At 71.1% G+C, this 25,845-nt stretch carries 27 protein-coding genes; 8 read left to right on the top strand and 19 right to left on the bottom strand.

What is annotated here, in order from left to right; genetic code table 11:
• Positions 1 to 29: 29 nt before the first annotated feature.
• The 5 genes from AB3M83_RS07900 to AB3M83_RS07880 are packed head-to-tail and all read right to left on the bottom strand — an operon-like array spanning position 30 to position 5,810.
• A complete protein-coding gene (locus tag AB3M83_RS07900) occupies positions 30 to 1,265 on the bottom strand; it encodes an MFS transporter (RefSeq protein WP_412946743.1) in 1,236 nt (411 codons plus the stop codon).
• Positions 1,258 to 2,025, bottom strand: coding sequence for a fumarylacetoacetate hydrolase family protein (locus AB3M83_RS07895; protein ID WP_412946740.1), 768 nt, complete (start codon positions 2,023 to 2,025; stop codon positions 1,258 to 1,260). The genes AB3M83_RS07900 and AB3M83_RS07895 overlap by 8 nt, the downstream gene beginning before the upstream one ends.
• A gap of 2 nt (positions 2,026 to 2,027) precedes the next feature.
• The gene (locus AB3M83_RS07890; protein WP_412946737.1) at positions 2,028 to 3,128 is read right to left on the bottom strand and encodes a branched-chain amino acid aminotransferase; all 1,101 of its coding nucleotides are present in this window, start codon (positions 3,126 to 3,128) and stop codon (positions 2,028 to 2,030) included.
• A gap of 50 nt (positions 3,129 to 3,178) precedes the next feature.
• Positions 3,179 to 4,231, bottom strand: coding sequence for a 3-isopropylmalate dehydrogenase (locus AB3M83_RS07885; protein ID WP_412946734.1), 1,053 nt, complete (start codon positions 4,229 to 4,231; stop codon positions 3,179 to 3,181).
• A 31-nt stretch (positions 4,232 to 4,262) separates the two neighbouring features.
• Positions 4,263 to 5,810, bottom strand: coding sequence for an MFS transporter (locus tag AB3M83_RS07880; RefSeq protein WP_412947848.1), 1,548 nt, complete (start codon positions 5,808 to 5,810; stop codon positions 4,263 to 4,265).
• A gap of 62 nt (positions 5,811 to 5,872) precedes the next feature.
• Between AB3M83_RS07880 and AB3M83_RS07875 the strand changes: the two genes are divergently transcribed.
• A complete protein-coding gene (locus AB3M83_RS07875; RefSeq protein WP_412946732.1) occupies positions 5,873 to 6,415 on the top strand; it encodes a TetR/AcrR family transcriptional regulator in 543 nt (180 codons plus the stop codon).
• Between the two features lie 150 nt (positions 6,416 to 6,565).
• On the opposite strand, the gene serA is transcribed toward AB3M83_RS07875, so the two are convergent.
• From serA to AB3M83_RS07830, 9 genes are all read right to left on the bottom strand, one after another.
• Positions 6,566 to 8,170 (bottom strand): phosphoglycerate dehydrogenase, encoded by a 1,605-nt coding sequence (serA, locus tag AB3M83_RS07870; RefSeq protein ID WP_412946729.1) that lies wholly within the window; start codon positions 8,168 to 8,170, stop codon positions 6,566 to 6,568.
• A gap of 122 nt (positions 8,171 to 8,292) precedes the next feature.
• Positions 8,293 to 8,640, bottom strand: coding sequence for a hypothetical protein (locus AB3M83_RS07865; protein ID WP_412946726.1), 348 nt, complete (start codon positions 8,638 to 8,640; stop codon positions 8,293 to 8,295).
• Positions 8,640 to 9,158: a hypothetical protein gene (locus AB3M83_RS07860; RefSeq protein ID WP_412946724.1), complete on the bottom strand. Its 519-nt coding sequence runs from the start codon at positions 9,156 to 9,158 to the stop codon at positions 8,640 to 8,642. Before AB3M83_RS07860 ends, AB3M83_RS07865 begins: the two co-directional genes overlap by 1 nt.
• A gap of 105 nt (positions 9,159 to 9,263) precedes the next feature.
• Positions 9,264 to 10,289 carry a ketol-acid reductoisomerase gene (ilvC, locus tag AB3M83_RS07855; protein ID WP_412946721.1) on the bottom strand — a complete coding sequence of 342 codons (1,026 nt, stop codon included), beginning with the start codon at positions 10,287 to 10,289 and terminating at the stop codon, positions 9,264 to 9,266.
• Positions 10,290 to 10,334: 45 nt separating this feature from the next.
• Positions 10,335 to 10,844 carry an acetolactate synthase small subunit gene (ilvN, locus tag AB3M83_RS07850; RefSeq protein ID WP_412946718.1) on the bottom strand — a complete coding sequence of 170 codons (510 nt, stop codon included), beginning with the start codon at positions 10,842 to 10,844 and terminating at the stop codon, positions 10,335 to 10,337.
• Positions 10,845 to 10,846: 2 nt separating this feature from the next.
• Positions 10,847 to 12,649 carry an acetolactate synthase large subunit gene (locus AB3M83_RS07845; RefSeq protein WP_412946716.1) on the bottom strand — a complete coding sequence of 601 codons (1,803 nt, stop codon included), beginning with the start codon at positions 12,647 to 12,649 and terminating at the stop codon, positions 10,847 to 10,849.
• A 41-nt stretch (positions 12,650 to 12,690) separates the two neighbouring features.
• The gene (gene ilvD / locus AB3M83_RS07840; RefSeq protein ID WP_412946714.1) at positions 12,691 to 14,421 is read right to left on the bottom strand and encodes a dihydroxy-acid dehydratase; all 1,731 of its coding nucleotides are present in this window, start codon (positions 14,419 to 14,421) and stop codon (positions 12,691 to 12,693) included.
• A 9-nt stretch (positions 14,422 to 14,430) separates the two neighbouring features.
• Positions 14,431 to 15,198 carry a trehalose-phosphatase gene (otsB, locus tag AB3M83_RS07835; RefSeq protein WP_412946712.1) on the bottom strand — a complete coding sequence of 256 codons (768 nt, stop codon included), beginning with the start codon at positions 15,196 to 15,198 and terminating at the stop codon, positions 14,431 to 14,433.
• Positions 15,195 to 16,604 carry an alpha,alpha-trehalose-phosphate synthase (UDP-forming) gene (locus AB3M83_RS07830; protein ID WP_412946709.1) on the bottom strand — a complete coding sequence of 470 codons (1,410 nt, stop codon included), beginning with the start codon at positions 16,602 to 16,604 and terminating at the stop codon, positions 15,195 to 15,197. The genes otsB and AB3M83_RS07830 overlap by 4 nt, the downstream gene beginning before the upstream one ends.
• A gap of 71 nt (positions 16,605 to 16,675) precedes the next feature.
• Here AB3M83_RS07830 and AB3M83_RS07825 point away from each other — a divergent pair, with 71 nt between their 5' ends.
• Complete coding sequence (locus AB3M83_RS07825; protein WP_412946707.1) at positions 16,676 to 16,930, top strand: hypothetical protein; 255 nt, start codon at positions 16,676 to 16,678, stop codon at positions 16,928 to 16,930.
• Here AB3M83_RS07825 and AB3M83_RS07820 read toward each other — a convergent pair.
• Genes AB3M83_RS07820 through AB3M83_RS07805 form a run of 4 tightly spaced genes read right to left on the bottom strand, consistent with a single transcriptional unit; the run spans position 16,920 to position 19,698 of the window.
• Positions 16,920 to 17,048: a DUF8730 family Cys-rich protein gene (locus AB3M83_RS07820; RefSeq protein ID WP_412946705.1), complete on the bottom strand. Its 129-nt coding sequence runs from the start codon at positions 17,046 to 17,048 to the stop codon at positions 16,920 to 16,922. The genes AB3M83_RS07825 and AB3M83_RS07820 overlap by 11 nt on opposite strands.
• 43 nt (positions 17,049 to 17,091) lie before the next feature.
• Positions 17,092 to 18,276, bottom strand: coding sequence for an acetyl-CoA C-acetyltransferase (locus AB3M83_RS07815; protein ID WP_412946703.1), 1,185 nt, complete (start codon positions 18,274 to 18,276; stop codon positions 17,092 to 17,094).
• The gene (locus AB3M83_RS07810; RefSeq protein WP_412946701.1) at positions 18,273 to 18,926 is read right to left on the bottom strand and encodes a 3-oxoacid CoA-transferase subunit B; all 654 of its coding nucleotides are present in this window, start codon (positions 18,924 to 18,926) and stop codon (positions 18,273 to 18,275) included. Before AB3M83_RS07810 ends, AB3M83_RS07815 begins: the two co-directional genes overlap by 4 nt.
• Before the next feature lies 1 nt (position 18,927).
• Positions 18,928 to 19,698, bottom strand: a complete 771-nt coding sequence (locus tag AB3M83_RS07805) for a CoA transferase subunit A (protein WP_412946700.1) — start codon at positions 19,696 to 19,698, stop codon at positions 18,928 to 18,930.
• Between the two features lie 103 nt (positions 19,699 to 19,801).
• On the opposite strand from AB3M83_RS07805, the gene AB3M83_RS07800 reads away from it, so the two are divergent.
• Complete coding sequence (locus AB3M83_RS07800; protein ID WP_412946697.1) at positions 19,802 to 20,599, top strand: IclR family transcriptional regulator; 798 nt, start codon at positions 19,802 to 19,804, stop codon at positions 20,597 to 20,599.
• 2 nt (positions 20,600 to 20,601) lie between these two features.
• On the opposite strand, the gene AB3M83_RS07795 is transcribed toward AB3M83_RS07800, so the two are convergent.
• Positions 20,602 to 22,023 carry a dihydrolipoyl dehydrogenase family protein gene (locus AB3M83_RS07795; RefSeq protein ID WP_412946694.1) on the bottom strand — a complete coding sequence of 474 codons (1,422 nt, stop codon included), beginning with the start codon at positions 22,021 to 22,023 and terminating at the stop codon, positions 20,602 to 20,604.
• 135 nt (positions 22,024 to 22,158) lie between these two features.
• Here AB3M83_RS07795 and AB3M83_RS07790 point away from each other — a divergent pair, with 135 nt between their 5' ends.
• The 5 genes from AB3M83_RS07790 (at position 22,159) to AB3M83_RS07770 (ending at position 25,834) form a co-directional block, all read left to right on the top strand.
• Positions 22,159 to 22,959 (top strand): glycosyltransferase family A protein, encoded by an 801-nt coding sequence (locus tag AB3M83_RS07790; RefSeq protein ID WP_412946692.1) that lies wholly within the window; start codon positions 22,159 to 22,161, stop codon positions 22,957 to 22,959.
• On the top strand, positions 22,956 to 23,771 hold the full coding sequence (locus AB3M83_RS07785; protein ID WP_412946690.1) for an endonuclease/exonuclease/phosphatase family protein: 816 nt from the start codon (positions 22,956 to 22,958) through the stop codon (positions 23,769 to 23,771). Before AB3M83_RS07790 ends, AB3M83_RS07785 begins: the two co-directional genes overlap by 4 nt.
• Positions 23,768 to 24,373, top strand: coding sequence for a DUF2238 domain-containing protein (locus AB3M83_RS07780; protein WP_412946687.1), 606 nt, complete (start codon positions 23,768 to 23,770; stop codon positions 24,371 to 24,373). The genes AB3M83_RS07785 and AB3M83_RS07780 overlap by 4 nt, the downstream gene beginning before the upstream one ends.
• The gene (locus tag AB3M83_RS07775) at positions 24,358 to 24,573 is read left to right on the top strand and encodes a hypervirulence associated TUDOR domain-containing protein (RefSeq protein WP_412946685.1); all 216 of its coding nucleotides are present in this window, start codon (positions 24,358 to 24,360) and stop codon (positions 24,571 to 24,573) included. Before AB3M83_RS07780 ends, AB3M83_RS07775 begins: the two co-directional genes overlap by 16 nt.
• 85 nt (positions 24,574 to 24,658) lie before the next feature.
• Positions 24,659 to 25,834, top strand: coding sequence for a MalY/PatB family protein (locus tag AB3M83_RS07770; RefSeq protein ID WP_412946683.1), 1,176 nt, complete (start codon positions 24,659 to 24,661; stop codon positions 25,832 to 25,834).
• Positions 25,835 to 25,845: the final 11 nt, after the last annotated feature.

Here is a 25,845-nt window from a genome sequence, read left to right as displayed (position 1 = left end):
ACCAGTCTAGTTCGGCGGCTCGTGCGGGATCAGCGGCGCGCGTACGGCGACAGCACCGTCACCGCGATCACGACGACGAGCGCGACGAGCGCGAGTCCGCCGTACCCGATCGCGCCGAGAACGCCGCCTGCGAGCACGGCTCCGACGGCGGCGGAGAGCGTCATCGCCGTGTCGCTGCGTCCTTGCCGTGTCGGACGGAGGGCGGTGGGCGTCGACTCCGTCAGCAGGGCCGCGCCGCCGACGGTGGCGGCGCTCCAGCCGAGACCCAGCAGCAGGAGGGCGACGAGCACCGCGGCGGGCGACTGCGGGCCGATCGCCGCCGTGACCAGGGAGGCGGCGAGGATCCCCTGCCCCAGGAGGATCGTGCGCAGGCGCCCCCACCGGTCGGCGAGGATGCCGAACACCGGCGACAGCCCGTACATGCCGAACACGTGCAGGGCGATCGTGACCCCGACGATCGTCGTGACGTTGCGGGGGTCCAGGTGGGACAGGTGGACGGGCGTCATCGCCATGACCGACGCCATCACGACGTGGGATCCGGCGACGGCGAAGACGGCGTACCGAGCGACGATCGGCCGGTCGACCTCGACGATGTGCTCGCGTCGCGCCTCACCCGAGCGCGCGAGCTGCTGGGCCACACGAAGCGGATCGGGGCGGAGCGCCACCGCGTAGAGGACGAGGGCGAGGGTCTGCGCGACGATCGAGAACGCGTACGCGCCCGTGAGCGGGGGCATGCCGAGCAGGGACCCGACCGTCTCACCGGGGGTCAGCATGAGGGGCCCGAGGACACCGCCGACGGTCGTCGCCCAGACGACGGTGCCGAGGTCGCGTCCGCGACGCGACGTGTCGGAGAGGTCCGTCGCCGCGAAGCGCGACTGCAGGTTGCCGGCATTGCCCGCGCCGATCAGGATGACGCCGAGCAGCAGCAACGGGAACACGCGCAGGGCCGCGGCGGTGAGCACGACGGCGATGCCGACGAGCGCGAGCGCGTTCCCCAGGGTCAGCGCTCGCCGGCGTCCCTGCGACGCGGCGAGCCGGGCGAGCGGGATCGCGCAGAGCGCGGCGCCCAGTGTCACCGATGCGGTGGCGAGCCCCGACAGCGACTCGAGCCCCGAGATGTCGGCGGCCAGCAGCGCGCCCAGCGAGACGGTCGACCCGAAGGCGACGCCGCCGAGCACCTGCCCCGCGGCGAGCACGCCGACGGTGCGGCGCTGGATGAGGGCGATGTCGCCCGGCGGTGCGGAGAGCTCCCGCTCGTCAGGCATTCCGTGCCGGATTGCGCAGGATGCCGAGCCCCGAGATCTCCACTTCGATGACGTCGCCGGCGTCGAACGCGCCGATGCCCGCGGGAGTCCCCGTCAGGATCACGTCGCCGGGGAGCAGCGTGAACGCGGCCGACGCGTAGGCGATGATCTCGGGGACCGAGTGCACCATGTCCGAGATCGGACCGTCCTGGCGCACCTCGCCGTTCACCCGCGTGACGACGCGTGCGCCGCCGGTCAGATCGAATTCCGTCTCGATCGCCGGGCCGAGCGGGCAGAACGTGTCGAACCCCTTCGCCCGCGCCCACTGCCCGTCCGAGCGCTGCAGGTCCCGCGCCGTGACGTCGTTGCCGATCGTGTACCCGAAGACGTAGTCGAGCGCGCTCTCCGCGGGCACGTTCTTGGCGACCCGGCCGATCACGACGGCGAGTTCGCCCTCGAAGTCGGTGCGCTCCGACTGCGGCGGCCGCACGATGGCGTCGTTCGGGCCGATGACCGCGGTGTTGGGCTTCAGGAACAGCAGCGGCTCGGTGGGCGCCTCGCCGCCCATCTCCGCGGCATGGTCGCGGTAGTTCTTGCCGATGCAGACGATCTTGGATCGCGGGATCGACGGGGCGAGCAGGGTGATCTCGCCGACCGGGATCCGCTTGCCCGTGGTGTCGAACCCGGCGAACAGCGGGTCGCCGGCGAGCTCGACGACCTCCTTCTCGTCGATGATGCCGTAGCGGATGGTCTCGTCGTGGCTGTAGCGGACGATGCGCACGGTCAGCCGTCCAGACGGGTCAGCCAGCCGTGGATGTCCTCGGCGCGACCGTATTGGATGTCGGTGAGATGCTGCCGCAGCTCGAGGGCGAGTGTGCCGATCGGCTGGGCGTCCTCGAAGCCGTCGGCCACCAGCGTGCCGATCGGGGTGACGACCGCGGCGGTTCCGCAGGCGAAGACCTCGACGATGTCGCCCGAGGCCACGCCCTCGCGCCACTCGGCGAGCGAGACGGCCCGACGCTCGACGCGGTGGCCCCGGTCCTCGGCGAGCTGCAGCAGCGAGTCCCTGGTGATGCCCTTCAGGATCGACTCCGACTCGGGTGTCACCAGCGTCCCGTCCTTGCGGACGAAGACGACGTTCATGCCGCCCAGCTCCTCGACGTTGCCGTCGGCGTCGAGGAAGACGACCTGGTCGCATCCCTTCTCGTACGCCTGCGCCTGCGGCAGCAGGCTCGCGGCGTAGTTGCCGCCGGTCTTGGCGGCGCCCGTGCCGCCCTTGCCGGCGCGGGCGAAGTCCTCGCTCAGCCAGATCTTGACGGGCGTGACACCGCCTTTGAAGTAGGCGCCGGCGGGGCTCGCGATCAGGTAGTAGGCGACCTTCTCCGCCGGGCGCACGCCGAGGAACGCCTCCTTGGCGAACATGAACGGACGGAGGTACAGGCTCTGGTCCTCGCCCGAGGGCACCCAGTCGGCATCCACGGCGATGAGCTCGCGCAGTGACTGCAGGAAGTACTCGACGGGGAGCTCGGGCAGCGCGACACGGCGCGCGGAGCGCTGCAAGCGCCGCGCGCTCTCCTCAGGACGGAAGGTGTGGATCGAGCCGTCCGCATGCCGATACGCCTTGATCCCCTCGAAGACCTCCTGGCCGTAATGCAGCACGGCGGCCGCGGGCGACAGCGAGATCGGGCCGTAGGGCTGCACGCGCGGGCGGTGCCAGCCGCCCTTGGCCGACCAGCAGATGTCGACCATGTGGTCCGTGAAGTTGACGCCGAAGCCGGGGTTGGCCAGGATCTCGGCCCGAGCCGCGGGGGATGCCGCGGCGAGGTTCTTGGTGACGGCGAACGGCAGCGAGGCCGGTGCGGTGGTGGGGTCGGTGAGGGTCATTGTCTGTCCTGTTCCTCGCGCGGCGTCTCCGGGTCGCGCATCTGTTCAGATTACGCCTGGAGTCGCGCGGTGATGGCGTCGCCGACCTGGGCGGTCGAGCGGGCGGAGCCGTCCCGAGCGGCGATGTCCTCGCGGGCGGCGCGGGTGACGCGCGCGGCCTCGTCGTCCAGCCCGAGGTGCTCGAGCAGCAGGGCGACGGAGAGGATCGCGGCGGTGGGATCGGCGATCTGCTGTCCTGCGATGTCGGGCGCGGAGCCGTGCACGGGCTCGAACATCGAGGGGAAGGCGCCGTCGGGGTTGATGTTCCCCGATGCGGCGAGACCGATGCCACCGGTGACGGCGCCGGCCAGGTCCGTGAGGATGTCGCCGAAGAGGTTGTCGGTGACGATCACGTCGAAGCGGCCCGGGTTCGTGACCAGGAAGATCGTCGCCGCGTCGACGTGGAGGTAGTCTACGGCGACCTCGGGGAACTCGGATGCCACCTCGTCGACGATCCGCTTCCACATGCCACCGGCGTGGACGAGCACGTTGGTCTTGTGGACCAGCGTGAGCTTCCGGCGGCGCCGGTGCGCCTGGGCGAACGCGAACCGGACGACGCGCTCGACGCCGTACGCGGTGTTGACGGAGGTCTCGTTCGCGACCTCGTGGGGCGTGCCGGTGCGGATCGAGCCGCCGTTGCCGACGTAGGGGCCTTCGGTGCCCTCCCGCACGACGACGAAGTCGATCTCGCCCGGCTCGGCGAGCGGACCGGCGGCACCGGCGTAAAGGACCGAGGGCCGGAGATTCACGTAGTGGTCGAGCGCGAAGCGCAGCTTCAGCAGCAGGCCGCGCTCGATGTTGGCATCCTTCAGCCGCGGATCGCCGGGAACGCCTCCGACGGCGCCGAGCAGGATCGCGTCGTGAGCCGAGATCGCGGCGAGATCGTCGTCGGTCAGCGTGTCGCCCGTGTCGAGGAAGCGGCCGGCCCCGAGGGAGAACCGGGTCTTCTCGAGCGTGACGTCGGATGCCGCGGTGACGGCGTCGAGCACCTTCTCCGCCTCGGCGACGACCTCGGGTCCGATCCCATCGCCGGGAATGACGGCCAGTTTCACGACGCGCGACATCGCTCTCCTCGTGCTCGGGGGACGCAGCACCTCAGTGATCGACGGACTGCGTGCGGGATCCCTTCAGCGTAGCGGCCGCCACGACGCCCGCGCAGACGACCAGACCCGCCCCGATCAGGGCGGTGACGCCCACACCGGCGTCGAAGGCGGCCGCGGCCGCGGCCAGCAGGTCGTCGCCGGGGCGCGCGGGCAGGGCCTCCGCCGTGGTGACGGCACCGGCGAGCGTCTCCCGCGCCGCGGCTGCCGCGTCCGCCGGCACGCCGTCGGGGATCTGGATGCCGCCCCGGTACAGCGCGGTGAGGATGCCGCCCAGCACGGCGGTTCCGAGCACCGCGCCGAGCTCGTACGCCGTCTCGGACACGGCGCTCGCTGCGCCCGCCTTCGCCGGCGGTGCGCTGGCGAGGATGAGCTCGTTGGACACGGTCTCGGCGGCGCCGATGCCGATCCCCAGCAGGCCGAAGGCGGCGATGAGGGAGCCGAGCGCGGCGGCATCCGTCGACAGCGAGATGAGCAGGTAGCCGGCCGCCGACAGTACGAGCGCGGCCGGGACGACGATGCGCGGCGAGACGCGTCGCGAGATCGGCACGACGCCGAGTCCCGCGATGATCATGAGGACGAGACCGGGCACGAGCGCGAGCCCCGACTCCAGCGGCGACATCCCCAGCACGAGCTGGAGGTGCTGCGTCACGAAGTACAGGAAGCCGACGAGCGCGACGACGCTCAGGAGGTTGACCAGCAGCGCACCGGTGAAGGTGCCGCGGCCGAACAGCCGCATGTCGAGCATCGGCGTGGCCGAGCGCAGCTGGCGCCGGACGAACAGCCAGCCGAAGAGGAGTCCCGCGACGACCAGGACGAGCGGCAGGGCGCTCGGCCCCGCGACCGCGAACTCCTTGATCGCGTAGACGATCGGCACCATCGTGGCCATCGAGAGCGCGATGCTGAGCGGATCGATGCGTCCCGGACGCGGGTCGCGGCTCTCCGGAACGAGGATCGGGGCGAGCACCAGCAGCGGGACGAGCACCGGCACGGCCAGGAGGAACACGGACCCCCACGAGAAGTGCTCGAGCAGGATGCCGCCGACGATCGGCCCCAGGGCCGAGCCCGCCGAGAACATCGCGGCCCACACCGCGATCGCGAGCCGTCGCTGGTCGCGGTCCGTAAAGATGCTGCGCAGCAGCGAGAGCGTCGACGGCATGAGCATCGCGCCGAACACCCCCATGGCGGCGCGCGCGACGATCAGGAGCTCGGGACTCGGCGCGAACGCGGCGACGGCGGAGACCGCGGCGAACCCGGTGGCGCCGATCATCAGCAGACGCCGGCGACCGAACCTGTCGCCCAGGGATCCCATCGTCACGAGCAGGCCGGCGAGGACCAGCGGGTACGCGTCGATGATCCACAGCTGCTGCGCGCTGCTGGGCGCGAGGTCGCGCCCGATCTCGGGGAGCGCGAAGCTCAGCACCGTGTTGTCGACCGATACGAGCAGCACCGGGAGCATGAGCACCACGAGTGCCGCCCAGCCGCGCCAGCCCTGTCGCCGTCCCGCCGCGTCGGCGATCCGGAGTTCTTCCGTCAAAGTCATCATTTCTACACCGTCCAGCCGGTATAGTATCAGGTACCGCTGGTTCTCGGGAGGGCACGACAATGGGCAGACCGCCGCGGGCACGCGAGAGCGTGCTGGACGCGTTCGAGGCGCTTCTGATCTCCGACGGCGCCCGCGGGGCCACGATGGAAGCCGTCGCCGCCGCCGCCGGCGTCTCGAAGGGCGGGCTGCTCTATCACTACGCCAGCAAGGACGCGCTCGAGACGGCGCTCTTCGAGCGCATGCACCGCCTCGTCGAGCTCGACATCGACGAGATGCTCGCCGCACCGGAGGGCATCATCGCCGCGTTCGTGCGGACGTCCCAGGAGACCGACACTCCCCTCGATCGCTCGATCGTCGCGGCATCCCGCCTCGCACAGGGCGGCCATCCCGCCGCATCCGCGTCGCTCCGGCGCGTCCGCGAGCGGTGGGAGGCCACTCTCCGGCCCCACACGCGCGACGAGACCGCACTGCAGCTCGTCCTCCTGGTGAGCGACGGCCTCTACTTCAACAACGTGCTGGCGCCGGGCGCTCTCCCGGGCCCGCTCCCCCGCGGCGAGGATCTGGACGCGCTCGTGGCGCTCGTGGAGCGCGCCGCCCGCTGACCCCCGCTCCCCCCTCCGCCGCCGTCCCGCTCCCCTCTCCGCCGCCGTCCCGCTCCCGCCGAGCGCGCCGGAAAACGCCGAACGCGCCGGATGCTGCCCGGCACCAGACGGCGCGGTGGGCAGCATCCGGCGCGCTCGGCGCCCGGCGGATCAGGCCTCGGTGATTTCGATCTGACGGAAGAGATCGGCGGCCACGGCCTGCCGCGTCTGCTCGAGCATGTCCTCGGGGATCGGCGAGTCGACCGTGAGGACCGACAGGGCGCGCCCGCTCGCATCGGGACGAGCGACCTGGAGCCCGGCGATGTTGATGCCCGCCTCCCCCAGCTTCTGCCCGTAGATGGCGACGATGCCGGGACGGTCTGCGTACCGCATGACGACGTGGTACCGGTCGATCGGCACCTCGACCTCGTAGCCGTTGATCCCGACCAGCTTGGGCACCATCCGCGTGCCGGCGAGCGTGCCGGCGACGCTGAGCACCGTGCCGTCCGACAGAGTGCCGCGCAGGACCGTGATGTTCCGGTACAGCGGGCTCTCCGACTCGACGATGAGACGCGTCTCGATGCCGCGCTGCTCGGCGAACAGCGGTGCGTTCACGTACGACACGTTCTCGCTGACGATGTTGGTGAAGATCCCCTTGAGCGCCGCGAGCCGGTAGACGCTGACGTCGTAGTCGGCCAGCTCGCCGCGGACCTCGATGTCGAGGCTCGTCAGCGCACTGGGAGCGAGACCGGTGAAGATCTGGCCGAGCTGCTCGACGAGCGCGATGCCGGGACGTACGAACGGGTCGATGACACCGCCGGCGACGTTGACGGCGTCGGGAACGAGGTCGCCCTCGAGCGCGAGCTTGACCGACTTCGCCACCGAGACGCCCGCCTTCTCCTGCGCCTCGTCGGTGGAGGCGCCCAGGTGCGGCGTGACGACGACGTTGGGCAGCGCCAGCAGCGGGAACGCCGTGCCGTCCTCCTTCGGCGGCTCGCTCGTGAAGACGTCGAGGCCGGCGCCGGCGATCGCACCGGTCGTGAGGGCGGTGTACAGCGCCTCCTCGTCGATGAGGCCGCCGCGTGCGACGTTGACGATGTAGGCGGAGTCCTTCATGATCGCGAACTGCGCGGCGCCGATCATGCCCGTGGTCTCGGGGGTCTTCGGCATGTGGATCGTGACGAAATCGCTCTTCGCGAGCAGGTCGTCGAAGCTCAGCAGCTCCACGCCGAGCTGCTGCGCGCGCGTCGGCGTGACGTAGGGGTCGTATGCGACCACCGAAACCCCGAACGCCTGCAGTCGGGCGGCGATGAGCGCGCCGATCCGGCCGAGGCCGATGATGCCCACGGTCTTCTCGAACAGCTCGGTGCCGGTGAACGACGAGCGCTTCCACGCCCCGTCGGCGAGGGACGCGTGCGCGGCCGGGATGTGCCGCGCGAGGCTGAGGATGTGGCCGACCGTGAGTTCGGCGGCCGAGATGATGTTGGAGGTCGGCGCGTTCACGACCATGACCCCGGCGGCCGTCGCCGACTTGATGTCGACGTTGTCGAGACCGACGCCGGCGCGGGCGATCACCTTCAGCGACGGTGCCGCGCCGATGGCCTCGGCATCCATCTTCGTCGCCGACCGGATGAGCACGGCGTGCGCGTCGGCGAGGGCCGGAAGCAGTGCCGCACGGTCGGAACCGTCGACGGTGCGGACCTCGAAGTCGGGGCCGAGGGCCTCGATCGTGGCGGGAGAGAGTTCTTCGGCGATGAGGACGACAGGCTTTGACACGACTGACCTTCGGGTGCGCGGAGGGTGGGATGCCACGATGCCGGACATCACGGCCCGACCTCGGTACGCGGCTCGATCAGCCTACCGGCCTCGCCGGCCCGGACCCGACCGTGTGACGACGCTCAGCCGCCGACGAGGCTCTCGCCGCCCACGAAGGCGTAGGCGAGGACGTCGATCCAGAAGACGGCCGCGAGACCGAGACCTGCGACCCACAGCAGCGCCGCCTGCCACACCGGTCGGCGGCGACCGATGATCGCGCCGGCGACGAAGACGACGATCGGGAACGCCACCGCGGACAGCAGGATGGCCCAGCCCGCACCGTTGAGGCCGACCGCGCTCGACGCCTGCGCGACGAGGAAGCCGACGGCGTGCCAGACCAGGAAGGCGTACAGCAGGCCGAACGCGCCGGCGACCGCCGCGAAGAGCCAGGACGGGGTGCGGGCGGTTCGGGTGGACGGGGTCGTGGTCATCAGCTCACGGCTCCCACCATCACGAACGGCCACGGCACGAGCAGGAGCGCGCCGGCGATCAGGCCCGTGAAGCGCAGCCAGACCGCCCGGTGGCGCGTGAGCAGCAGCGTGACGGCGAACCAGAGGGCCGGCGCCGCCACGGCGACGACCACCGCCGGGGCGACGGCCGTCGGGGCGACGAGGAAGACGGCGGCGTCCAGCATCCGCCCTCCCCCGACGATCCAGCCGATCGTGTACAGCAGATAGATCCCGCCGAGCAGCCCGAGGGTGACGAGGGCGACGTTCCCGAGGGGCGCGGGCTCCGACGCGCCGGTGCCGTCGGCGTTCTCCGCCGATGCGACGTCGACGGCTGCGGCGTCCGCGGGGGCTCTCGTCCGGCCGGTGTCGGCACTGCCCTTGCCGACAGCGCGCCATCCCGCGGGCAGAGAGCTCGCCGACGGCGGTGCGGCCGGCGGCGCCCCGTCATCGTCGCCGTCCCAGCGGAACGCGTCCTCGTCGTCGTGGGATCCGGATGCCATGCCCCGAAGTCTACCGACGCCGAAGGCCCGGCCCCTTGTAAGGGCCGGGCCTCCGTGGCTCATTCAAGCCTGCTCGGCGGATCCGCCGAGGGTTCGTGCCGGAAGTCAGCGAGCGGCCGAGCCTTCGGTGTAGTCGCTGTCCTGCTGCTTCCAGGCGAAGAGGGCGCGCAGATCGCGGCCGACCGCTTCGATCGGGTGCTGGGCGGCCTTCTCACGGAGCGCGGAGAACTCGACGGCGCCGTTGTCCTGGTCGTCGATGAAGCGCTTCGCGAACGCGCCGGACTGGATGTCGGCCAGCACGCCCTGCATGTTCTCCTTGACGCGCTCGTCGATGACGCGCGGGCCCGACACGTAGTCGCCGTACTCGGCGGTGTCCGAGACGCTCCAGCGCTGCTTGGCGATCCCGCCCTCCCACATGAGGTCGACGATGAGCTTCAGCTCGTGCAGCACCTCGAAGTAGGCGATCTCGGGCTGGTAGCCCGCTTCGCTCAGCGTCTCGAAGCCGTACTGGACGAGCTGCGAGACACCGCCGCAGAGGACGGCCTGCTCGCCGAACAGGTCGGTCTCGGTCTCCTCGGTGAAGGTGGTCTTGATGACGCCGGCACGGGTGCCGCCGATGGCCTTCGCGTAGGACAGTGCGACGTCCCATGCCTGGCCGGAGGCGTCCTTCTCCACGGCGATGATGTCGGGGATGCCGCGGCCGGCGACGAACTCGCGGCGGACCGTGTGCCCCGGAGCCTTCGGCGCGACCAGGATGACGTCGACGTCGTCGGGGACCTCGATGTAGCCGAAGCGCACGTTGAACCCGTGCGCGAACGCGAGGGTCTTGCCGGCAACGAGGTGGGGCTTGATCTCGTCGTTGAAGATGCCGCGCTGGTGCTGGTCGGGCGCCAGGATCATGATGAGATCCGCCCACTGGGCCGCCTCGGCGACCGTCTTGACCTCGAAGCCGTCGTCCTCGGCCTTGGGAGCCGACTTCGAGCCGTCCTTCAAGGCGATGACGACCTGGACGCCCGAGTCGCGCAGGTTCTGCGCGTGGGCGTGGCCCTGCGAGCCGTAGCCGACGATCGCGACCTTCTTGCCCTGGACGAGCGAGAGGTCGGCGTCGGCGTCGTAGAAGATCTCAGCCATGTTCGTGTGTGTCTCCTTGTAGATATCGGTCGGGGGCTTCGCGGGTCAGCCGCGGAGCACGCGTTCGGTGATGCTCTTGCCGCCACGGCCGATGGCGACCATGCCGGACTGGGCGAGTTCCTTGATGCCGAACGGCTCGAGGGCGCGCAGGAACGCGTCCACCTTGCCGCGGTCGCCGGTCACCTCGACCACGAGCGCGTCGGTGGCGTAGTCGACCACCGAGGCCCGGAAGAGGTTGACGACCTCGATGACGTTCGAGCGGGTCTGGTTGTCGGCGCGCACCTTCACCAGCATGTGCTCGCGCTGGACGGATGCCGCGTAGTCGAGCTCGACGATCTTGATGACGTTGACCAGCTTGTTCAGCTGCTTCGTCACCTGCTCGAGCGGGAGCTCCTCGACGTCGACGACCACGGTGATGCGGGACAGACCCGGCACCTCCGTGACGCCCACGGCGAGCGAGTCGATGTTGAAGCCACGGCGGGCGAACAGACCCGCGACGCGGGTCAGCAGGCCGGGCTTGTCCTCCACGAGGAGGCTCAGGACGTGCTTGCTCATCGTCAGTCCTCCTCGTCGAATGCCGGCGCGTGCTGACGCGCGTACTGGATGTAGCTGTTGCTGACGCCCTGCGGCACCATGGGCCACACCATCGCGTCGGCGCTCACCACGAAGTCGATGACGACCGGGCGATCGTCGATCTCGAGGGCCCTCTGGATGGCGGCATCCACGTCCTCTTCCTTGTCGACGCGGATGCCGACGCAGCCGTACGCCTCGGCGAGCTTCACGAAGTCGGGAACGCGGATGCTGTCGTGCCCGGTGTTCAGGTCGGTGTTCGAGTAGCGGCCGTTGTAGAACAGCGTCTGCCACTGCCGCACCATACCGAGCGACGAGTTGTTGATGATCGCGACCTTGATCGGGATGTTGTTGATGACGCAGGTCGCGAGCTCCTGGTTCGTCATCTGGAAGCAGCCGTCGCCGTCGATCGCCCAGACGACCCGGTCCGGCTGGGCCACCTTGGCACCCATGGCCGCGGGGACCGAGTAGCCCATCGTGCCGGCGCCGCCGGAGTTGAGCCAGGCGTTCGGGCGCTCGTACTTGATGAACTGCGCGGCCCACATCTGGTGCTGGCCGACGCCCGCGGCGTAGACACCCTCGGGACCGGTCAGCTCGCCGATGCGCTGGATCACGTACTGCGGCGCCAGCAGACCGTCCGAGGTCGGCGCGTAGCCGAGCTGGAACTCCTCGCGCAGGCCGTCGAGGTACGACCACCATTCCGAGATGTCGGGCTTCGCGCTCGTCGCGGCGCCGGTGAAGGCGGCGTCCAGATCGACGAGGACGTCCTTCAGGTCTCCCACGATCGGCACGTCGGCGGTGCGGATCTTGGAGATCTCGGCCGGGTCGATGTCGACGTGCACGACCTTCGCGTGCGGCGCGAACAGCGCCGCCTTCCCGGTCACGCGATCGTCGAATCGCGCACCGAGCGCGATGAGCAGGTCGGACTCCTGCAGCGCGAGCACGGCGGGGACGGTGCCGTGCATGCCGGGCATGCCGAGCTGCTGCGGGTGCGAGTCGGGGAACGCGCCGCGCGCCATCAGCGTGGTGACGACGGGCGCGCCCGTCGACTCGGCGAGCCGGCGCAGTTCGGCGGACGCCCCGGCGCGGACGACGCCGCCGCCAACGTAGAGGACCGGCTTCTTCGCCTCGGCGATGAGCTGGGCGGCGGCCTGGATCTGCTTGCCGTGGGCCTTCGTGACGGGACGGTAGCCGGGCAGCTCGACCTTGGGCGGCCAGACGAACGGCGCCTCCGCCTGCTGCGCGTCCTTCGTGATGTCCACGAGAACCGGACCGGGTCGGCCGGTCGACGCGATCTCGAAGGCCGCAGCGATCGCCGCGGGGATCTCGGCCGGATCCTTCACGAGGAACGAGTGCTTCGTGATCGGCATCGTGATGCCCACGATGTCGGCCTCCTGGAAGGCGTCCGTGCCCATGAGCGTGGAGAACACCTGGCCCGTGATCGCGACGAGCGGCATGGAGTCCATGTACGCATCGGCGATCGCGGTCACGAGGTTCGTCGCCCCCGGGCCGGACGTCGCGATCGCGACGCCGACACGACCGGATGCGGCGGCGAAGCCCTCCGCGGCGTGGCCGGCGCCCTGCTCGTGGCGGACGAGGATGTGCCGGATCTCCGAGGTGTCCATGAGCGGGTCGTAGACGGGGAGGATGGCGCCGCCGGGCAGGCCGAACACGTCGGTGACACCGAGCAGTTCGAGCGAGCGGACGACGGCCTGCGCTCCGGTGAGCACGGGTGAGGATGAGCCTCCGGCCGGGGGTCGGGGCACAGCGGCGACGGTCTCAGATGACATGAGTTGACCTCTGTGATGGTGGGTGATGTGAGGGTGGGGGCTCAGCCTGTGGTCGCGCCCTCCGCAGCGGAGCGCACGAGCTTCGAGTACTTTGCCAGCACGCCACGGGTATAGCGCGGGGGAAGCGGCTCCCAGCCGGAACGGCGGGAGGCGAGCTCTGCGTCGTCGACGAGTAGGTCGAGAGTGCGAGCTGCGATATCGACCCGTATCAGATCACCATCGCGCACGAAGGCGATGGGACCAGCGTCCACCGCTTCGGGTGCTATGTGGCCGATGCACAGGCCGGTTGTGCCGCCTGAGAATCGTCCGTCCGTCAACAGTAGTACATCTTTTCCGAGCCCCGCGCCCTTGATGGCGGCCGTGACGGCGAGCATCTCGCGCATCCCGGGCCCGCCCTTGGGACCCTCGTAGCGGATGACGACGACGTCGCCCGCGGAGATGCGTCCCTCTTCGAGCGCGTCCATGGCGGCGCGCTCGCGTTCGAACACGCGGGCGGGGCCTTCGAAGACGGCGGCGTCGAAGCCGGCGGTCTTGACGACCGCACCCTCGGGCGCCAGCGACCCGTGCAGGATCGTGATGCCGCCGGTCGCGTGGATCGGGTCGTCGAACGTGTGGATGACGGTGCCGTCGACCGGGTCGGGATCGAGGTCGGCGAGGTTCTCCGCGAGCGTCTTGCCCGTCACGGTGAGGGCGTCGCCGTGCAGCAGCCCCTCGTCGAGCATCGCCTTCATGATCACCGGGATGCCGCCGTGCCGGTCGACGTCGTTCATGACGAAGGCGCCGAACGGCTTCATGTCCGCGACATGCGGGACCTTGTCGCCGATCCGGTTGAAGTCGTGCAGGCTCAGCTCGACCTCCGCCTCGCGGGCGATGGCGAGCAGGTGCAGGACGACGTTCGTCGAGCCGCCGAGCGCCATCGCGAGCGCGATCGCGTTCTCGAAGGCCTCCTTGGTGAGGATGTCGCGGGTCGTGATGCCCTGTCGCAGCAGGTTGACGACGGCCTCGCCGGAGCGGTGCGCGTAGTAGTCACGGCGTCGGTCGGCGGAGGGCGGGGCGGCGGAGCCCGGCAGGCTCAGCCCGAGCGCCTCGGCCACCGACGCCATGGTGTTGGCGGTGTACATCCCGCCGCAGGCGCCTTCGCCCGGAGCGATGGCGCATTCGATGCGCTTGAGGTCGGCTTCGCTCATCTTGCCGGCCAGGCATGCACCGACCGCCTCGAACGAGTCGATGATGGTGACGTCCTTCTCGGTGCCGTCGCTGAGCTTGACCCAGCCCGGCGCGATCGATCCGGCGTAGAGGAAGACGCTCGAGAGGTCGAGACGGGCAGACGCCATGAGCATGCCGGGGATCGACTTGTCGCACCCGGCGAGCAGGACGGAGCCGTCGAGGCGCTCCGCCATCATCACGGTCTCGACGGAGTCGGCGATGACCTCGCGGCTCACAAGTGAGAAGTGCATGCCCTCGTGGCCCATCGAGATGCCGTCGGACACCGAGATCGTGCCGAACTGCAGCGGATAGCCGCCGCCGGCGTGGACGCCCTCTTTCGCACCCTGCGCCAGGCGGTCGAGGCTCAGGTTGCAGGGGGTGATCTCGTTCCAGCTGGATGCGATCCCGATCTGGGGCTTGTCCCAGTCCTCGTCGCCCATCCCGACGGCGCGGAGCATGCCGCGCGACGTCGTGGCTTCGATGCCGTCGGTCACAGCTCGGCTGCGCGGCTTGATGTCGACGGTGGCTTCGGGGGCGGAACCGGAGGAAGGCTCGAGTGAAGGCATTCTCGAAGTCTATTCCCGAGCGGCGGCCCGCCTGTGCGCGATGTCTCCAAGCAGAGCGGCCAGTTCTGTGGTGTCTGCGACACGCATGCGGGCGGCGGTCTCTCCCCCGCCGACGCGGATGCCGAGGTCGTGCTCGCCGAGCGAGCGCAGCGCGTCCTCGTCGGTCACATCGTCGCCCGCGAACACGACGGCGGTGGCGCCGGTGAGCTCGCGCAGGTGCGCGACGGCGGCATCCTTCCCCTCCGTCCGGAACGCGTACTCGGTGAGATCGTGGCCGTCACGGCGGCGCCACGACGGCGCGGCCTCGGCGACCCGCTCATCGACGGCGGCCCGCAGCCGGGCAGCCCTCGCGCGGTCCTCCGCCGTCCGCGTGTGCACGGCGAATCCAAAGGTCTTCGGCTCGATCCACGCGCCCGGCACATCCTCCGCGAGCCGCTCGGCCTCGCCGCGCAGCCGGTCGCGCAACGCGACGGCATCCGGGTCGACGTCGCCTCCCGCGGCGCCGTCCGGCGTCCAGTACTCGGCGCCGTGCGATCCGGCGAGCAGCACCGGCGAATCGTCGGCGTGCTCGCCGATGACCCTGAGGTCGGGCAGCGAGCGCCCCGAGACGAACGCGACCGTCGTGCCCGGCGCTTGAGTCAGCGCGTCGATGGCCGCCCGCGCCTCGGGCGTCATCCGGGCGGTCATCGGATCGTCGACGAGAGGCGAGAGGGTTCCGTCGAAGTCGAGGGCGACGAGCAGATGCGCGGTCCGGGCGACGTCGTCGACGCCGCTCACGCGCGCGCCCTGCGGATCGCGTCGAGGTCGGTGAGGAATCGCTGCGACCACCGCGCCACGTCGTTCTCGCGGACACGTCGACGCAGCGCCCGCATCCGGCGGTTGCCCTCCTTCTCGGGCATCTCGATGGCCTGCATGATGGCGTCCTTGAGCCCGGCGATGTCGTGCGGGTTGACCTTGATGGCCTGCGTCAGCTCGTCGGCGGCCCCGGTGAACTCGCTCAGCACGAGCGCGCCTCCCCCGTCGACACGGCTCGCGACGTACTCCTTCGCGACGAGGTTCATCCCATCGCGCAGTGCCGTGACGAGCATGACGTCGGCCGCGAGGTAGAGGGCGACCATCTCCTCCCGCGGATACGAGTGGTGAAGGTACTGGATCGCGCTGAACCCGAGCTCGTCGGAGTCGCCGTTGATGCGTCCGACCGCGAGTTCGATCTCGTCGCGCAGCTCCATGTACGTCTGCACGCGCTCGCGACTCGGGCTCGCGACCTGCACCAGGATGACGTCGTGGACGGAGAGGCGACCGTCGTTCAGCAGCTCGCCGTAGGCCTTGAGGCGGTGGCCGATGCCCTTGGTGTAATCCAGGCGGTCGACACCGAGGAGGATCGCCTTCGGATTGCCGAGGCTCTCGCGGATCTCGGCGGCGCGAGCCCGGATCTCGGGGCGACGTGCCAGGTCGTCGTACACCGACGCGTCGATGGAGATGGGGTACGCCCTCGCGATCGCGGTGCGGACGCCGTCCTCGGTCGGGACCGCGATGGACCCCGCTTTGGTGTCGTAGCCCAGCTGCCGTCGCACGGCCCGCGCGAAGTTCCCGGCGTCCGCGACCCGCTGGAAGCCGATGACGTCCGCGCCGAGGAGTCCTTCGAGCACCTGCTTGCGCCACGGCAGCTGCGCGTAGATGCCGTAAGCGGGGAACGGGATGTGGTGGAAGTAGCCGATCGTCAGGTCGGGGCGCAGCTCCCGGAGCATCTTCGGAACGAGCTGCAGCTGGTAGTCGTGCACCCAGACCGTGGCGCCCTCGGCAGCGTGCTCGGATGCCGCCGCCGCGAACCGCTCGTTGACCTTCACATACGCGTCCCACCAGGTGCGGTGATAGGTCGGCGTCGCGATGACGTCGTGGTAGAGCGGCCAGATGGTGTCGTTGGAGAAGCCCTCGTAGTACAGCTGGACATCGTCCGAGCTCAGTTCGACGGGGACCAGGCGGAGTCCGTCGAACTCGAAGGGCTCGAGCGCCACGTCCGGCTGGCCGGGCCAGCCGACCCACGCGCCGGAGTTGGAGCGCATCACCGGGTCGAGCGCGGCGACCAGACCACCCGGTGACCGGCGCCAGGGCTCGTTCTCGTCGTCGGTGCGATCGACCGGAAGGCGGTTGGACACGACGACGAAGTCCGACAAGACGGTCACGGTGCTCCTCTCGAGAGGCTCCCAGGCTAACAAGCCACCGCGGTGCTCTCGACGCCCGCTACCGTGGACGCATGCGCAAATACCTGTTCGGGACCGGACTGCTGTCGTCGATCACGAGCGGTCTCACGCTGCTGCGGTCGGCACGCAGCGATGAGTCGTTCACCTGGCGCACCGCTCTGGCGTGGCTCAGCTGGGGCATCACGCTGGCACTCGCGATCGGCACCGTGGTCGACACCCGCCGCGCGTCGCGCGCCAAGCTGATACCGCTGGACTCGCCCGTCGAGGGCGATCAGAAGCGACTGCTGCGGGATCGCCTCACGCGCTGACGCGCCGGCAGCTGCAGCGCTGATCCGCGGCGACACCGGCGAGGGCCTGGTCGATGTGCTCACCGCACCCCGCCCAGGTGGTCTTGCCGCAGGTGGCGCAGGTGACGGGTGAGCACATGGGGACTCCTCGGGGACGATGACGGGGTGGCCGCGGCGTGCGGTCAGCGACTAAGGATAAGCGCCTCGCCCTGACCGCCGCCTCCACACAGCCCGACCGCCGCCGTGCCGCGGCCGCGGCGGGCCAGCTCGTGGACGGCGTGGACGACCAGACGGCATCCCGACGCGCCGATCGGGTGGCCGAGCGCGATCCCCCCGCCGTGGAGGTTGACGACGTCCGAGCTGAGCCCCAACTCCTTCTGCGACTGCGCCACGACCGCGCCGAAGGCCTCGTTGATCTCGACGAAGTCCAGGTCGGACACCGTGATGCCCTGACGGCCGAGGGCCTGCTCGATGGCGCGGGCCGGCTGCGCGTGCAGCGAGTTGTCGGGTCCCGCCACCTGGCCCGCCGAGCCCACGGCGGCCATGACGTCCCACCCGTTCGCCTCCGCGTTCGAGCGGGTGGTCAGGACGACTGCGCTGGCGCCGTCGGAGATCTGCGACGCGTTCCCGGCGGTGATCGTGCCGTCGGCGCGGAACGCGGGGCGCAGGCCCGCGAGCGTCTCGACCGTGGTGCCGGGGCGGATGCCTTCGTCCGCCGTGACGACGAGAGGGGCACCCTTCCGCTGCGGGACGCTCACCGGGACGATCTCGGCATCGAAGAGCCCGGACTCGGCCGCGGCGGCGGCTCGCTGGTGGGACAGGGCGGCGACCTGATCCTGCTCGTCGCGGCCGAGCCCCAGCGACGGGTTCAGGTCCTCGGTCGACGTGCCCATCGGGACCCGGTCGTACGCGTCGGTGAGGCCGTCGAAGGCCATGTGGTCGAGGACCTCGACGGTGCCGTACGTCCACCCGTCGCGCGAGCCCGTCAGCAGGTGCGGCGCGCGTGTCATCGACTCCATGCCGCCGGCCACGACGACGAGGGCATCCCCCGAGGCGATCATCCGCTTCGCATCGATGACGGCGGTCAGCCCCGACAGGCACACCTTGTTGACGGAGCCCGCCGGGACGTCCCACCCGATGCCCGCCGCGATCGCCGCCTGGCGGGCGGGGTTCTGTCCCGATCCGGCGGGCAGCACCTGACCCATGATCACGGCGTCGACGACGTCGGCCGGGATGCCGCCCTTCTCGAGCGCACCGGCGATGGCGAGACCGCCCAGCTCCGGGGCCGAGAAGGAGGCCAGCGCCCCCTTCAAGCGGCCCTGCGGGGTGCGGGCAGCGGCAACGATGACGACGTCGTCGGAGTTCATGAGACCACCTTAAGAGCGGGTGAGAGGGTGAGTTCGGGCTCGGTCGCGGCGATGACCTCCGCCACCCCGACGCCGGGTGCGGTCTCGACCAGGACCAGGCCCGCGGCCGTGACGTCGATGACCGCCAGGTCGGTGATGATCCGGTCGACGACGCCGCGCCCGGTGAGCGGAAGGCTGCACGCGTCGACGATCTTCGGCGATCCGTCCTTCGCGACGTGCTCCATGAGGACGATCACGCGGCCCGCCCCGTGCACGAGATCCATCGCGCCGCCGGGGCCCTTCACCATCTTCCCCGGGATCATCCAGTTCGCCAGGTCCCCCGCCGCGGAGACCTGCATGGCCCCGAGGATCGCCGCGTCGATCTTGCCGCCCCGGATCATCCCGAAGCTCAGTGCCGAGTCGAAGAACGCAGCGCCCGGAAGGGCGGTCACCGTCTCCTTGCCCGCATTGATGAGGTCGGGGTCGACGGCGTCCTCCGTCGGATACGGTCCGACCCCCAGGATGCCGTTCTCCGACTGCAGCACCACCCGCACGCCCGGCGGGACGTGATTGGGCACGAGTGTCGGCAGACCGATGCCGAGGTTCACGTACGAGCCGTCCTGAAGCTCCGCCGCCGCACGGGCGGCCATCTCGACGCGGGTGAGTGCCATCTCAGGCTCCTTCCGTCACGGTGCGCCGCTCGATGCGCTTCTCGATCGCTCCGCCGACCTCGACGACGCGATGCACGAACACGCCGGGCAGGTGCACGCGGTCCGGGTCGATCTCGCCCGGCGCGACGAGCTGCTCCACCTGCGCGATGCAGACCCGCCCCGCCATGGCGGCGAGCGGGTTGAAGTTGCGGGCGGCCTTGCTGAACACGAGGTTGCCGTGCGTGTCGCCGGCGAGGGCGTGCACGAGGGCGAAGTCCGTCGTGACCGCCTCCTCGAGGACGTATTCGCGGGGCTGCCCCGACACGTCGAACGTCCGCACGTCCTTGGCCGGCGAGGCCAGCGCGACGCCGCCCTGCCCGTCGTACCGCCGCGGCAGGCCGCCCTCGGCCACCTGCGTGCCCACACCCGCCTGCGTGTAGAAGGCGGCGATGCCCGATCCCCCGGCGCGCAGCTTCTCGGCGAGCGTGCCCTGCGGCGTGAGCTCGAGTTCCAGCTCGCCCGAGAGGAACTGGCGCTCGAACTCCTTGTTCTCGCCGACGTAGGACGACGTCATCTTCCGGATGCGCTTCGCATTCAGCAGGATGCCGAGACCCCAATCGTCGGTGCCGCAGTTGTTCGACACGATCGACAGGTCGCGTGTGCCCTGCGCCAGCAGGGCCTCGATGAGGGACATCGGGTTCCCCGAGAGTCCGAATCCGCCGACGGCGAGCGACGCGCCGTCCGGGATGTCGGCGACCGCGTCGGCGGCGGACGCGCGGGTCTTGTCGATCACACTGCACTCCTTCGTGGTGTCCTCCTCCCAGCGTCCGCATCCGCCCACACGGCGGCAAGGCGCTGCTTGCGATGCGGTCGACCGGCCGCCTAGTGTCCACGATATGGACACCTCCCGCACGGTCCCCGGCGCGCAGGCCATCGCCCGCGCGGCCGCGCTGCTCCGCCTCGTGAGCGCGGGCGGCGACGAGGGTCGCGGCGTGCAGGAGCTGGCGCAGAGCGCCGGCCTCACTCGATCGACCGCCCACCGGCTGCTGAGCGCACTGCGGCTCGAGGGGCTCGTCGACCAGGACGAGCACACCGCACGCTGGCTGCCGGGTCCGGAGCTGTTCCTCATGGGAGCAGCGGCAGCTCCCCGCTACGACGTCAGCCACCTCGCGCGCGATGTCGTCCGGTCCCTGGCCGTGAAGACCGAGGAGAGTGCGTTCTTCTCGGTGCGTCGCGGCGACGAGACGGTGTGCCTCCTGCGCGAAGAGGGCTCGTTCCCGATCCGCTCCTTCGTCCTGAGCGAGGGGACGCGGTTCCCGCTGGGCGTCGCCTCGGCCGGGCTCGCGATCCTCGCCTTCCTCGCCGATCAGGACGCCGAGGCGTACCTCTCGCGCCACCCCGACCTCGGCAGGAGGTTCGGGGCCCACCACGATGCGGACCCGCTCCGGTCGCGCCTGGCCCACACGCGCGACCGTGGCTACGCCGTCAACCCGGGTCTCATCGTGACGGGGAGCTGGGGCCTCGGGGCCGCCGTCTTCGACCACCGCGGTCGGCCGGAGTGGGCCCTGAGCCTGACCGGCGTGGAGTTCCGATTCGGTCCCGACCGCCTGCCGAGCCTCGGCCGCACCCTCCTCGCCCACGCGCACCAGCTCACCACGCGCATCGCGTCCGCGCGCCTCGGCACCCGCCGCTGAGGTCAGGGGGCGTCGTAGGCCTCGAGCCATCGCAGCCAGACCTCGCTGATCGTCGGATACGCCGGGACGGCGTGCCACAGGCGTGACATCGGAACCTCCCCGACGATGGCGATCGTGGCGGCGTGCAGGAGCTCGGCAACGTCCTGACCGACGAAGGTCGCCCCGACGAGGACGCCGCGGTCCTCGTCGACGATCGCGCGCGCCGTGCCCGAGTAGGCATCCGAATGCGTGCTCGATCCCGCCACCCACGACAGGTCGTAGTCGAGCACACGGATCCGGAGGCCCCCGTCGCGGGCGGATGCCTCGGTGAGTCCGACGGCGGCGACCTCCGGGTCGGTGAACACGACCTGCGGCACGGCCGCATGATCGGCGGTCGCGGCGTGCGGCCCCCACGGCCGCGTGTCCACGTCCTGACCGGCGGCGCGCCGCGCGATCACGTCGCCGGCGATGCGCGCCTGGTACTTCCCCTGGTGGGTCAGCAGGGCGCGGTGGTTGACGTCGCCGACGGCGTACAGCCACTCGCTTCCGCGTACGCGGAGGGTGTCGTCCACGTCGGGCCACGACCCCGGCGCCAGCCCCACGGTCTCCAGCCCCACGTCGTCGGTGCGCGGCACGCGCCCCGTCGCGACGAGGATCTCCGCCGCCTGCACCTCCGAGCCGTCATCGAGCGCGACGACGACCGAGCCGTCCACCTGGCGGGTCACACCGGCGACGCCCGCCCCCGTGCGCACCGTCGCACCGGCATCCCGCAGCGCGGCCGCGACCGCCTCGCCCGCGAACGGCTCCATGCCGCCGAGGAGCCCCGATCGCGCAACGACGGTCACCTCGGCGCCGAAGGCGGCGAACGCGGTGGCCATCTCGCAGCCGACGACCCCACCGCCGAGGACGACGAGCGAGTCAGGTACGTCACGGACGCCGGTCGCCTCCCGACTGGTCCACGGCCGCGCCGCCACGAGCCCGTCGATGTCGGGGATGAGAGCGGCCGAACCCGTGCAGACGGCGACCGCGTGCCGTGCCCGCAGCGCCGTGGTCGTCCCATCGGGCGCGGTCACCGTCACCTCCCGCTCGCCGGTCAGCCTGCCGTGGCCGCGCACGAGATCGATGCCCGCACCCTCGAGCCAGGTGACCTGCGAGGTGTCCTGCCAGTCGTGCACGATGTCGTCGCGACGGGCGAGCACCGCCGCGACGTCGAGGGAACCCGTCACGGCCTGGGCCGCTCCCGCGACCTCACGTGCGGCACGCAGCGCGGCCGGCGCGCGCAGCAGCGCCTTGGACGGCATGCACGCCCAGTACGAGCATTCGCCGCCGACGAGCTCACTCTCGACGATGACGGCGGTCAGGCCGCCCTGAACGGCACGATCGGCGACGTTCTCCCCCACGGGGCCGGCGCCGATGACGATGAGGTCGTATTCCGAGGAGGTCATGGCATCACCGTATGCAACACCCGCGCCGCTGTCGCGCGATCCGCCGGATGAGGCAGGGCTGTCACACGATCCGGCGCCGGTCAAGCCCCACCGCAGAAGTGGGACCCGACCGGCCGCGGATGTGAGGATCGGACCATGGCTCACGATGCGGACGTCCGCGTCGCCGAGACCGTCTCCGTCGTCATCCCGGTGAAGGATGACGCAGCGGCCCTCCGGCGATGCCTTCGTGCGCTGGCGCTGCAGAGTCGCCGTCCGGACGAGATCGTCGTCGTCGACAACGACTCCACGGACGAGTCGGCCGCGGTGGCCGCAGCCGCCGGGGCCCGCGTGGTCGAGTGCGCGACACCCGGCATCCCCGCCGCCGCGGCGACCGGCTACGACGCGGCCGCCGGCTCGCTCGTGCTCCGCCTCGACGCCGACTGCGTCCCCGCGCGCAGCTGGGTGGAGGCGATGACCGCCGCCGCCTCGCAGCGGCCCGACGCCTCGGTGTTCGCGGGCGCCGCCCGGTTCGCGGACGGACCGCGCCGGCTGCGACGACCGCTGGCCGCCGTGTACCTGGGCGCCTACGCCGCCGTGCTCATCCCGACCCTCGGCCACCTGCCCGTCTTCGGGTCGAACATGGGGTTCCGCCGCGCCGCATGGGAGGCGATCCGGGCCGAGGCCCACACCCGCGACGCCGAACTGCACGACGATCTCGACCTCGCGTATCACTTCGGCGAGCGGCACCGGATCGTGTTCGTCCCGCACGCGGCCATGGGGATCTCGATGCGCCCGTTCGGCGATCGCCGAGCGTTCCGCCGGCGCGTCCGCCGGGGCGCCCACACCGTCATCTCGCACTGGCCCGCCGATTTCCCGCCGGTCCGGTGGATGCGGCTGAGGATGCGGCGCGTCCTGCACGCCCGCGGCGTGCCGACTCGACGCCGGGCGGCGTCATGACGCCACCGGAGCGGGACGACGTGCGTCACCTCTCGGTGATGTCCTTCAACGTGCGGCGCCCGATGCCCGTCCTTCTCTCGCGCCCCGCCGACCGGTGGAGCAGGCGCCGGCCGCTCCTCGTCGAGTTCCTCCGGCGTGAGCGCCCGGTGCTGCTCGGTGCGCAGGAGGTGTTCCCGGATCCGGCGACAGCGATCCGTGACGCGCTCGGCCCGCCGTATCGCATGGTCGGCGTCGGGCGACGCGAAGGAGGCCGGGGCGAGGGATGCCCGGTGTTCTACGACAGCGACCGCCTGGACCTGCTCGAGAGCACCCAGCTCGCCCTGTCGGACACCCCCGGCGTGGCCGGATCCCGGTCCTGGGGCAATCCGATGCCGCGGGCAGTGGTCGTCGCGACGTTCTGCGACCGGGTCACCGGGGTGCGCTTCACGCACCTCAACACGCACCTCGATCCGTTCTCGGCGGCCTCCCGGGTGCGGTCCGTCGTCGCCCTGCGGGAGCGTGTCGCCGACCTCGAGCATGCCGCGATCGTGACGGGCGATCTGAACGCCGCGGAAGGGTCGCCGGCGCTGCGTGAACTGCTCCGCGACCGCCGCCTCGTCGACGCGTGGGATGCCGCGGCGGACCGCTCGACGCCGGCGTGGGGCACGTACGGCGGCTACCGCTCCCCCGTCGCGGGCGGGCCGCGCATCGACTGGATCGCGGTGACGCCGTCGGTGCGGGTTCATCGCGCGGCGATCGATCCTCGTCCGATCCGCGGCCGCTGGCCCTCCGATCACCTGCCCGTCACCGCCAGCGTCGAGATGCCGCGATGATCGACGACTTCCTGCGTCGTCCGCACACGATCACCGAGTGGGCAGCCGACGGCATCCGCATCCTCGGCATCCTGAGCGTGCTCGTTGCCTTCGTCTGGCTGACGCCGACGGATGCCGGGATCCTCGCCCTGGCGCTGCCCGCGCTCATGGTGCCGCGGTTCGCGGGGGCACGCGCCGGCTTCGACCTCGGCTACGGCGCCGCCGTGGTGATCGCGACCTGGAGCAACGTGCTGGACCTGTACCGCACCGTCGCCGGGTGGGATCTCGTGATGCACTTCGTGACCACGGGGATGATCGCCGCGATGGCGTACCTGGTGCTGCGGCGCACCCGTGTGGTCCCGGGGCCCGACGCGCCCGCGCGCGTGCCGATCGTCCTCGTGACGACGATCGGCCTCGCCGTCTGCGTCGTGTGGGAAGTGATCGAGTGGGCGGGGAAGACGTTCGTCACGGACGAGATCTTCGTCACCTACCAGGACACGATCGGGGACATGATCGTCGGCGGCGCGGGCGGACTCGTCGCGGCCGTCGCGGTATCCCTGGTCCGCATCGAGCGGATGGCGAGCACACCGGAGAGAGAGGACGCACGATGGCTGCGGATCTGAGCACAGGCGACCGAGTCAGCTGGAACACCCCGCAGGGGCGGACGAGGGGGTCGGTGGTCGAGCGCCGGACCGACGACTTCGAGTTCGCCGGCCAGCACTTCACCGCGTCGACGGACGACCCGGCGTTCATCGTCGAGTCCGAGTCGACCGGCGCACGCGCCGCGCATCAGCGTTCCGCGCTGCGCAAGCTCCCGTCCTGACCCGGGCCGCCGCGGCGCCGCGCGCGTCTCGGAGGTCTCGGCCCGGGAGCACGCCTGACCCGGCTCACGCTGGCAGAATCACGGCATGACCCCTGCCTTCGACGCGTTCACCGAGACCGACCTCCGAGCCAACGGCAGCCTGAAGTGGACGATGTTCCCCGATGTCATCGGGGCGTTCGTCGCCGAGATGGACTTCGGCGTCGCACCCGCGATCCGCGACGCGCTCGCGGAGGCGCTGGATGCCGGCCTCACCGGGTATCTGCCGGGTCACCTCGAGCAGCTGCTCGCCGGTGCGACGGCGGACCGGTACCGCCGGTCGTACGGCTGGGACGTCGACGCGGACCGCGTCCACCACGTCCCCGACGTCATCGCCGCCCTCGAGACCACGATCGACCGGTTCACGGCTCCGGGCTCCGCGGTGATCGTCCCGACGCCGGCGTACATGCCGTTCCTGACGGTTCCCGAGCTGCACGGACGCGCGGTGATCCAGGTGCCGAGCGTCCCTGTCGGCGGTCGCATGACGATGGACCTGGATGCGATCGGCCGCGCCTTCGACGACGGCGCGGGCCTCCTGGTGCTCTGCAATCCGCACAACCCGCTGGGAACGGTGTTCACGCGGGACGAGCTGGTCGCGGTCGCCGAGCTGGTCGCCGCGAAGGGCGGACGCGTCTTCGCCGACGAGATCCACGCGCCGATCGTGTACGCACCGGCCCGCCACATCCCGTACGCGTCGATATCGGCGGAGGCGTCCGCGCACACGATCACCGCGGCATCCGCCTCGAAGGCGTGGAACCTCGCCGGTCTCAAGTGCGCCCAGGTGATCCTCTCCAACGACGCCGACGCCGCCGCCTGGCAGGAGTTCGGCTTCTGGGCAGGGCATGGCACGTCGACGCTGGGGGCCGTCGCGAACGCCGCCGCCTACACCGGCGGCGACGACTGGCTCGACGACGTCGTGGACTACCTCGACGGGAACCGCCGGCTGCTCGCGGACCTGGTCGCCGAGCTGCTGCCGCACGCGCGGATGACGCTGCCCGAGGGAACCTACATCGCGCTGATCGATCTGCGGGCCTACGACATCCCCGGTGATCCGGCGGAGTGGTTCCGGACCGCCGCCCGCGTCGCCCTGACCGACGGCGCCGCATGCGGGCAAGCCGGCATCGGGCACATGCGCCTCGTCTTCGCGCTGCCGCGCCCGCTCCTGCGGGAGGCCGTCGAACGGATGGCCGCCGCCCTCGCCCCACGCGGGCCGGTGTCGAGCTGAGCCGTCCTGCG

It is taken from the genome of Microbacterium pasadenense (assembly GCF_047246565.1).
Taxonomy (GTDB): domain Bacteria; phylum Actinomycetota; class Actinomycetes; order Actinomycetales; family Microbacteriaceae; genus Microbacterium.
Note: the sequence above shows the minus strand (reverse complement) of the source record. Positions and strands in the feature narration are given on the sequence as shown.

Excerpts from the sequence above, each read along its gene's own strand:
- AB3M83_RS07820 (WP_412946705.1), bottom strand. The coding sequence starts at position 17,048 with ATGTGCTCACCCGTCACCTGCGCCACCTGCGGCAAGACCACCTGGGCG.
- AB3M83_RS07900 (WP_412946743.1), bottom strand. The coding sequence starts at position 1,265 with ATGCCTGACGAGCGGGAGCTCTCCGCACCGCCGGGCGACATCGCCCTC.
- AB3M83_RS07770 (WP_412946683.1), top strand. The coding sequence starts at position 24,659 with ATGACCCCTGCCTTCGACGCGTTCACCGAGACCGACCTCCGAGCCAAC.
- ilvD (WP_412946714.1), bottom strand. The coding sequence starts at position 14,421 with ATGCCTTCACTCGAGCCTTCCTCCGGTTCCGCCCCCGAAGCCACCGTC.
- AB3M83_RS07845 (WP_412946716.1), bottom strand. The coding sequence starts at position 12,649 with ATGTCATCTGAGACCGTCGCCGCTGTGCCCCGACCCCCGGCCGGAGGC.
- AB3M83_RS07785 (WP_412946690.1), top strand. The coding sequence starts at position 22,956 with ATGACGCCACCGGAGCGGGACGACGTGCGTCACCTCTCGGTGATGTCC.
- AB3M83_RS07885 (WP_412946734.1), bottom strand. The coding sequence starts at position 4,231 with ATGTCGCGCGTCGTGAAACTGGCCGTCATTCCCGGCGATGGGATCGGA.
- AB3M83_RS07865 (WP_412946726.1), bottom strand. The coding sequence starts at position 8,640 with ATGACCACGACCCCGTCCACCCGAACCGCCCGCACCCCGTCCTGGCTC.
- AB3M83_RS07815 (WP_412946703.1), bottom strand. The coding sequence starts at position 18,276 with ATGAACTCCGACGACGTCGTCATCGTTGCCGCTGCCCGCACCCCGCAG.
- AB3M83_RS07875 (WP_412946732.1), top strand. The coding sequence starts at position 5,873 with ATGGGCAGACCGCCGCGGGCACGCGAGAGCGTGCTGGACGCGTTCGAG.
- AB3M83_RS07800 (WP_412946697.1), top strand. The coding sequence starts at position 19,802 with ATGGACACCTCCCGCACGGTCCCCGGCGCGCAGGCCATCGCCCGCGCG.
- AB3M83_RS07860 (WP_412946724.1), bottom strand. The coding sequence starts at position 9,158 with ATGGCATCCGGATCCCACGACGACGAGGACGCGTTCCGCTGGGACGGC.
- AB3M83_RS07890 (WP_412946737.1), bottom strand. The coding sequence starts at position 3,128 with ATGACCCTCACCGACCCCACCACCGCACCGGCCTCGCTGCCGTTCGCC.
- AB3M83_RS07790 (WP_412946692.1), top strand. The coding sequence starts at position 22,159 with ATGGCTCACGATGCGGACGTCCGCGTCGCCGAGACCGTCTCCGTCGTC.
- ilvC (WP_412946721.1), bottom strand. The coding sequence starts at position 10,289 with ATGGCTGAGATCTTCTACGACGCCGACGCCGACCTCTCGCTCGTCCAG.
- AB3M83_RS07810 (WP_412946701.1), bottom strand. The coding sequence starts at position 18,926 with ATGGCACTCACCCGCGTCGAGATGGCCGCCCGTGCGGCGGCGGAGCTT.
- AB3M83_RS07880 (WP_412947848.1), bottom strand. The coding sequence starts at position 5,810 with ATGACTTTGACGGAAGAACTCCGGATCGCCGACGCGGCGGGACGGCGA.
- AB3M83_RS07775 (WP_412946685.1), top strand. The coding sequence starts at position 24,358 with ATGGCTGCGGATCTGAGCACAGGCGACCGAGTCAGCTGGAACACCCCG.
- ilvN (WP_412946718.1), bottom strand. The coding sequence starts at position 10,844 with ATGAGCAAGCACGTCCTGAGCCTCCTCGTGGAGGACAAGCCCGGCCTG.
- AB3M83_RS07825 (WP_412946707.1), top strand. The coding sequence starts at position 16,676 with ATGCGCAAATACCTGTTCGGGACCGGACTGCTGTCGTCGATCACGAGC.
- AB3M83_RS07780 (WP_412946687.1), top strand. The coding sequence starts at position 23,768 with ATGATCGACGACTTCCTGCGTCGTCCGCACACGATCACCGAGTGGGCA.
- AB3M83_RS07795 (WP_412946694.1), bottom strand. The coding sequence starts at position 22,023 with ATGACCTCCTCGGAATACGACCTCATCGTCATCGGCGCCGGCCCCGTG.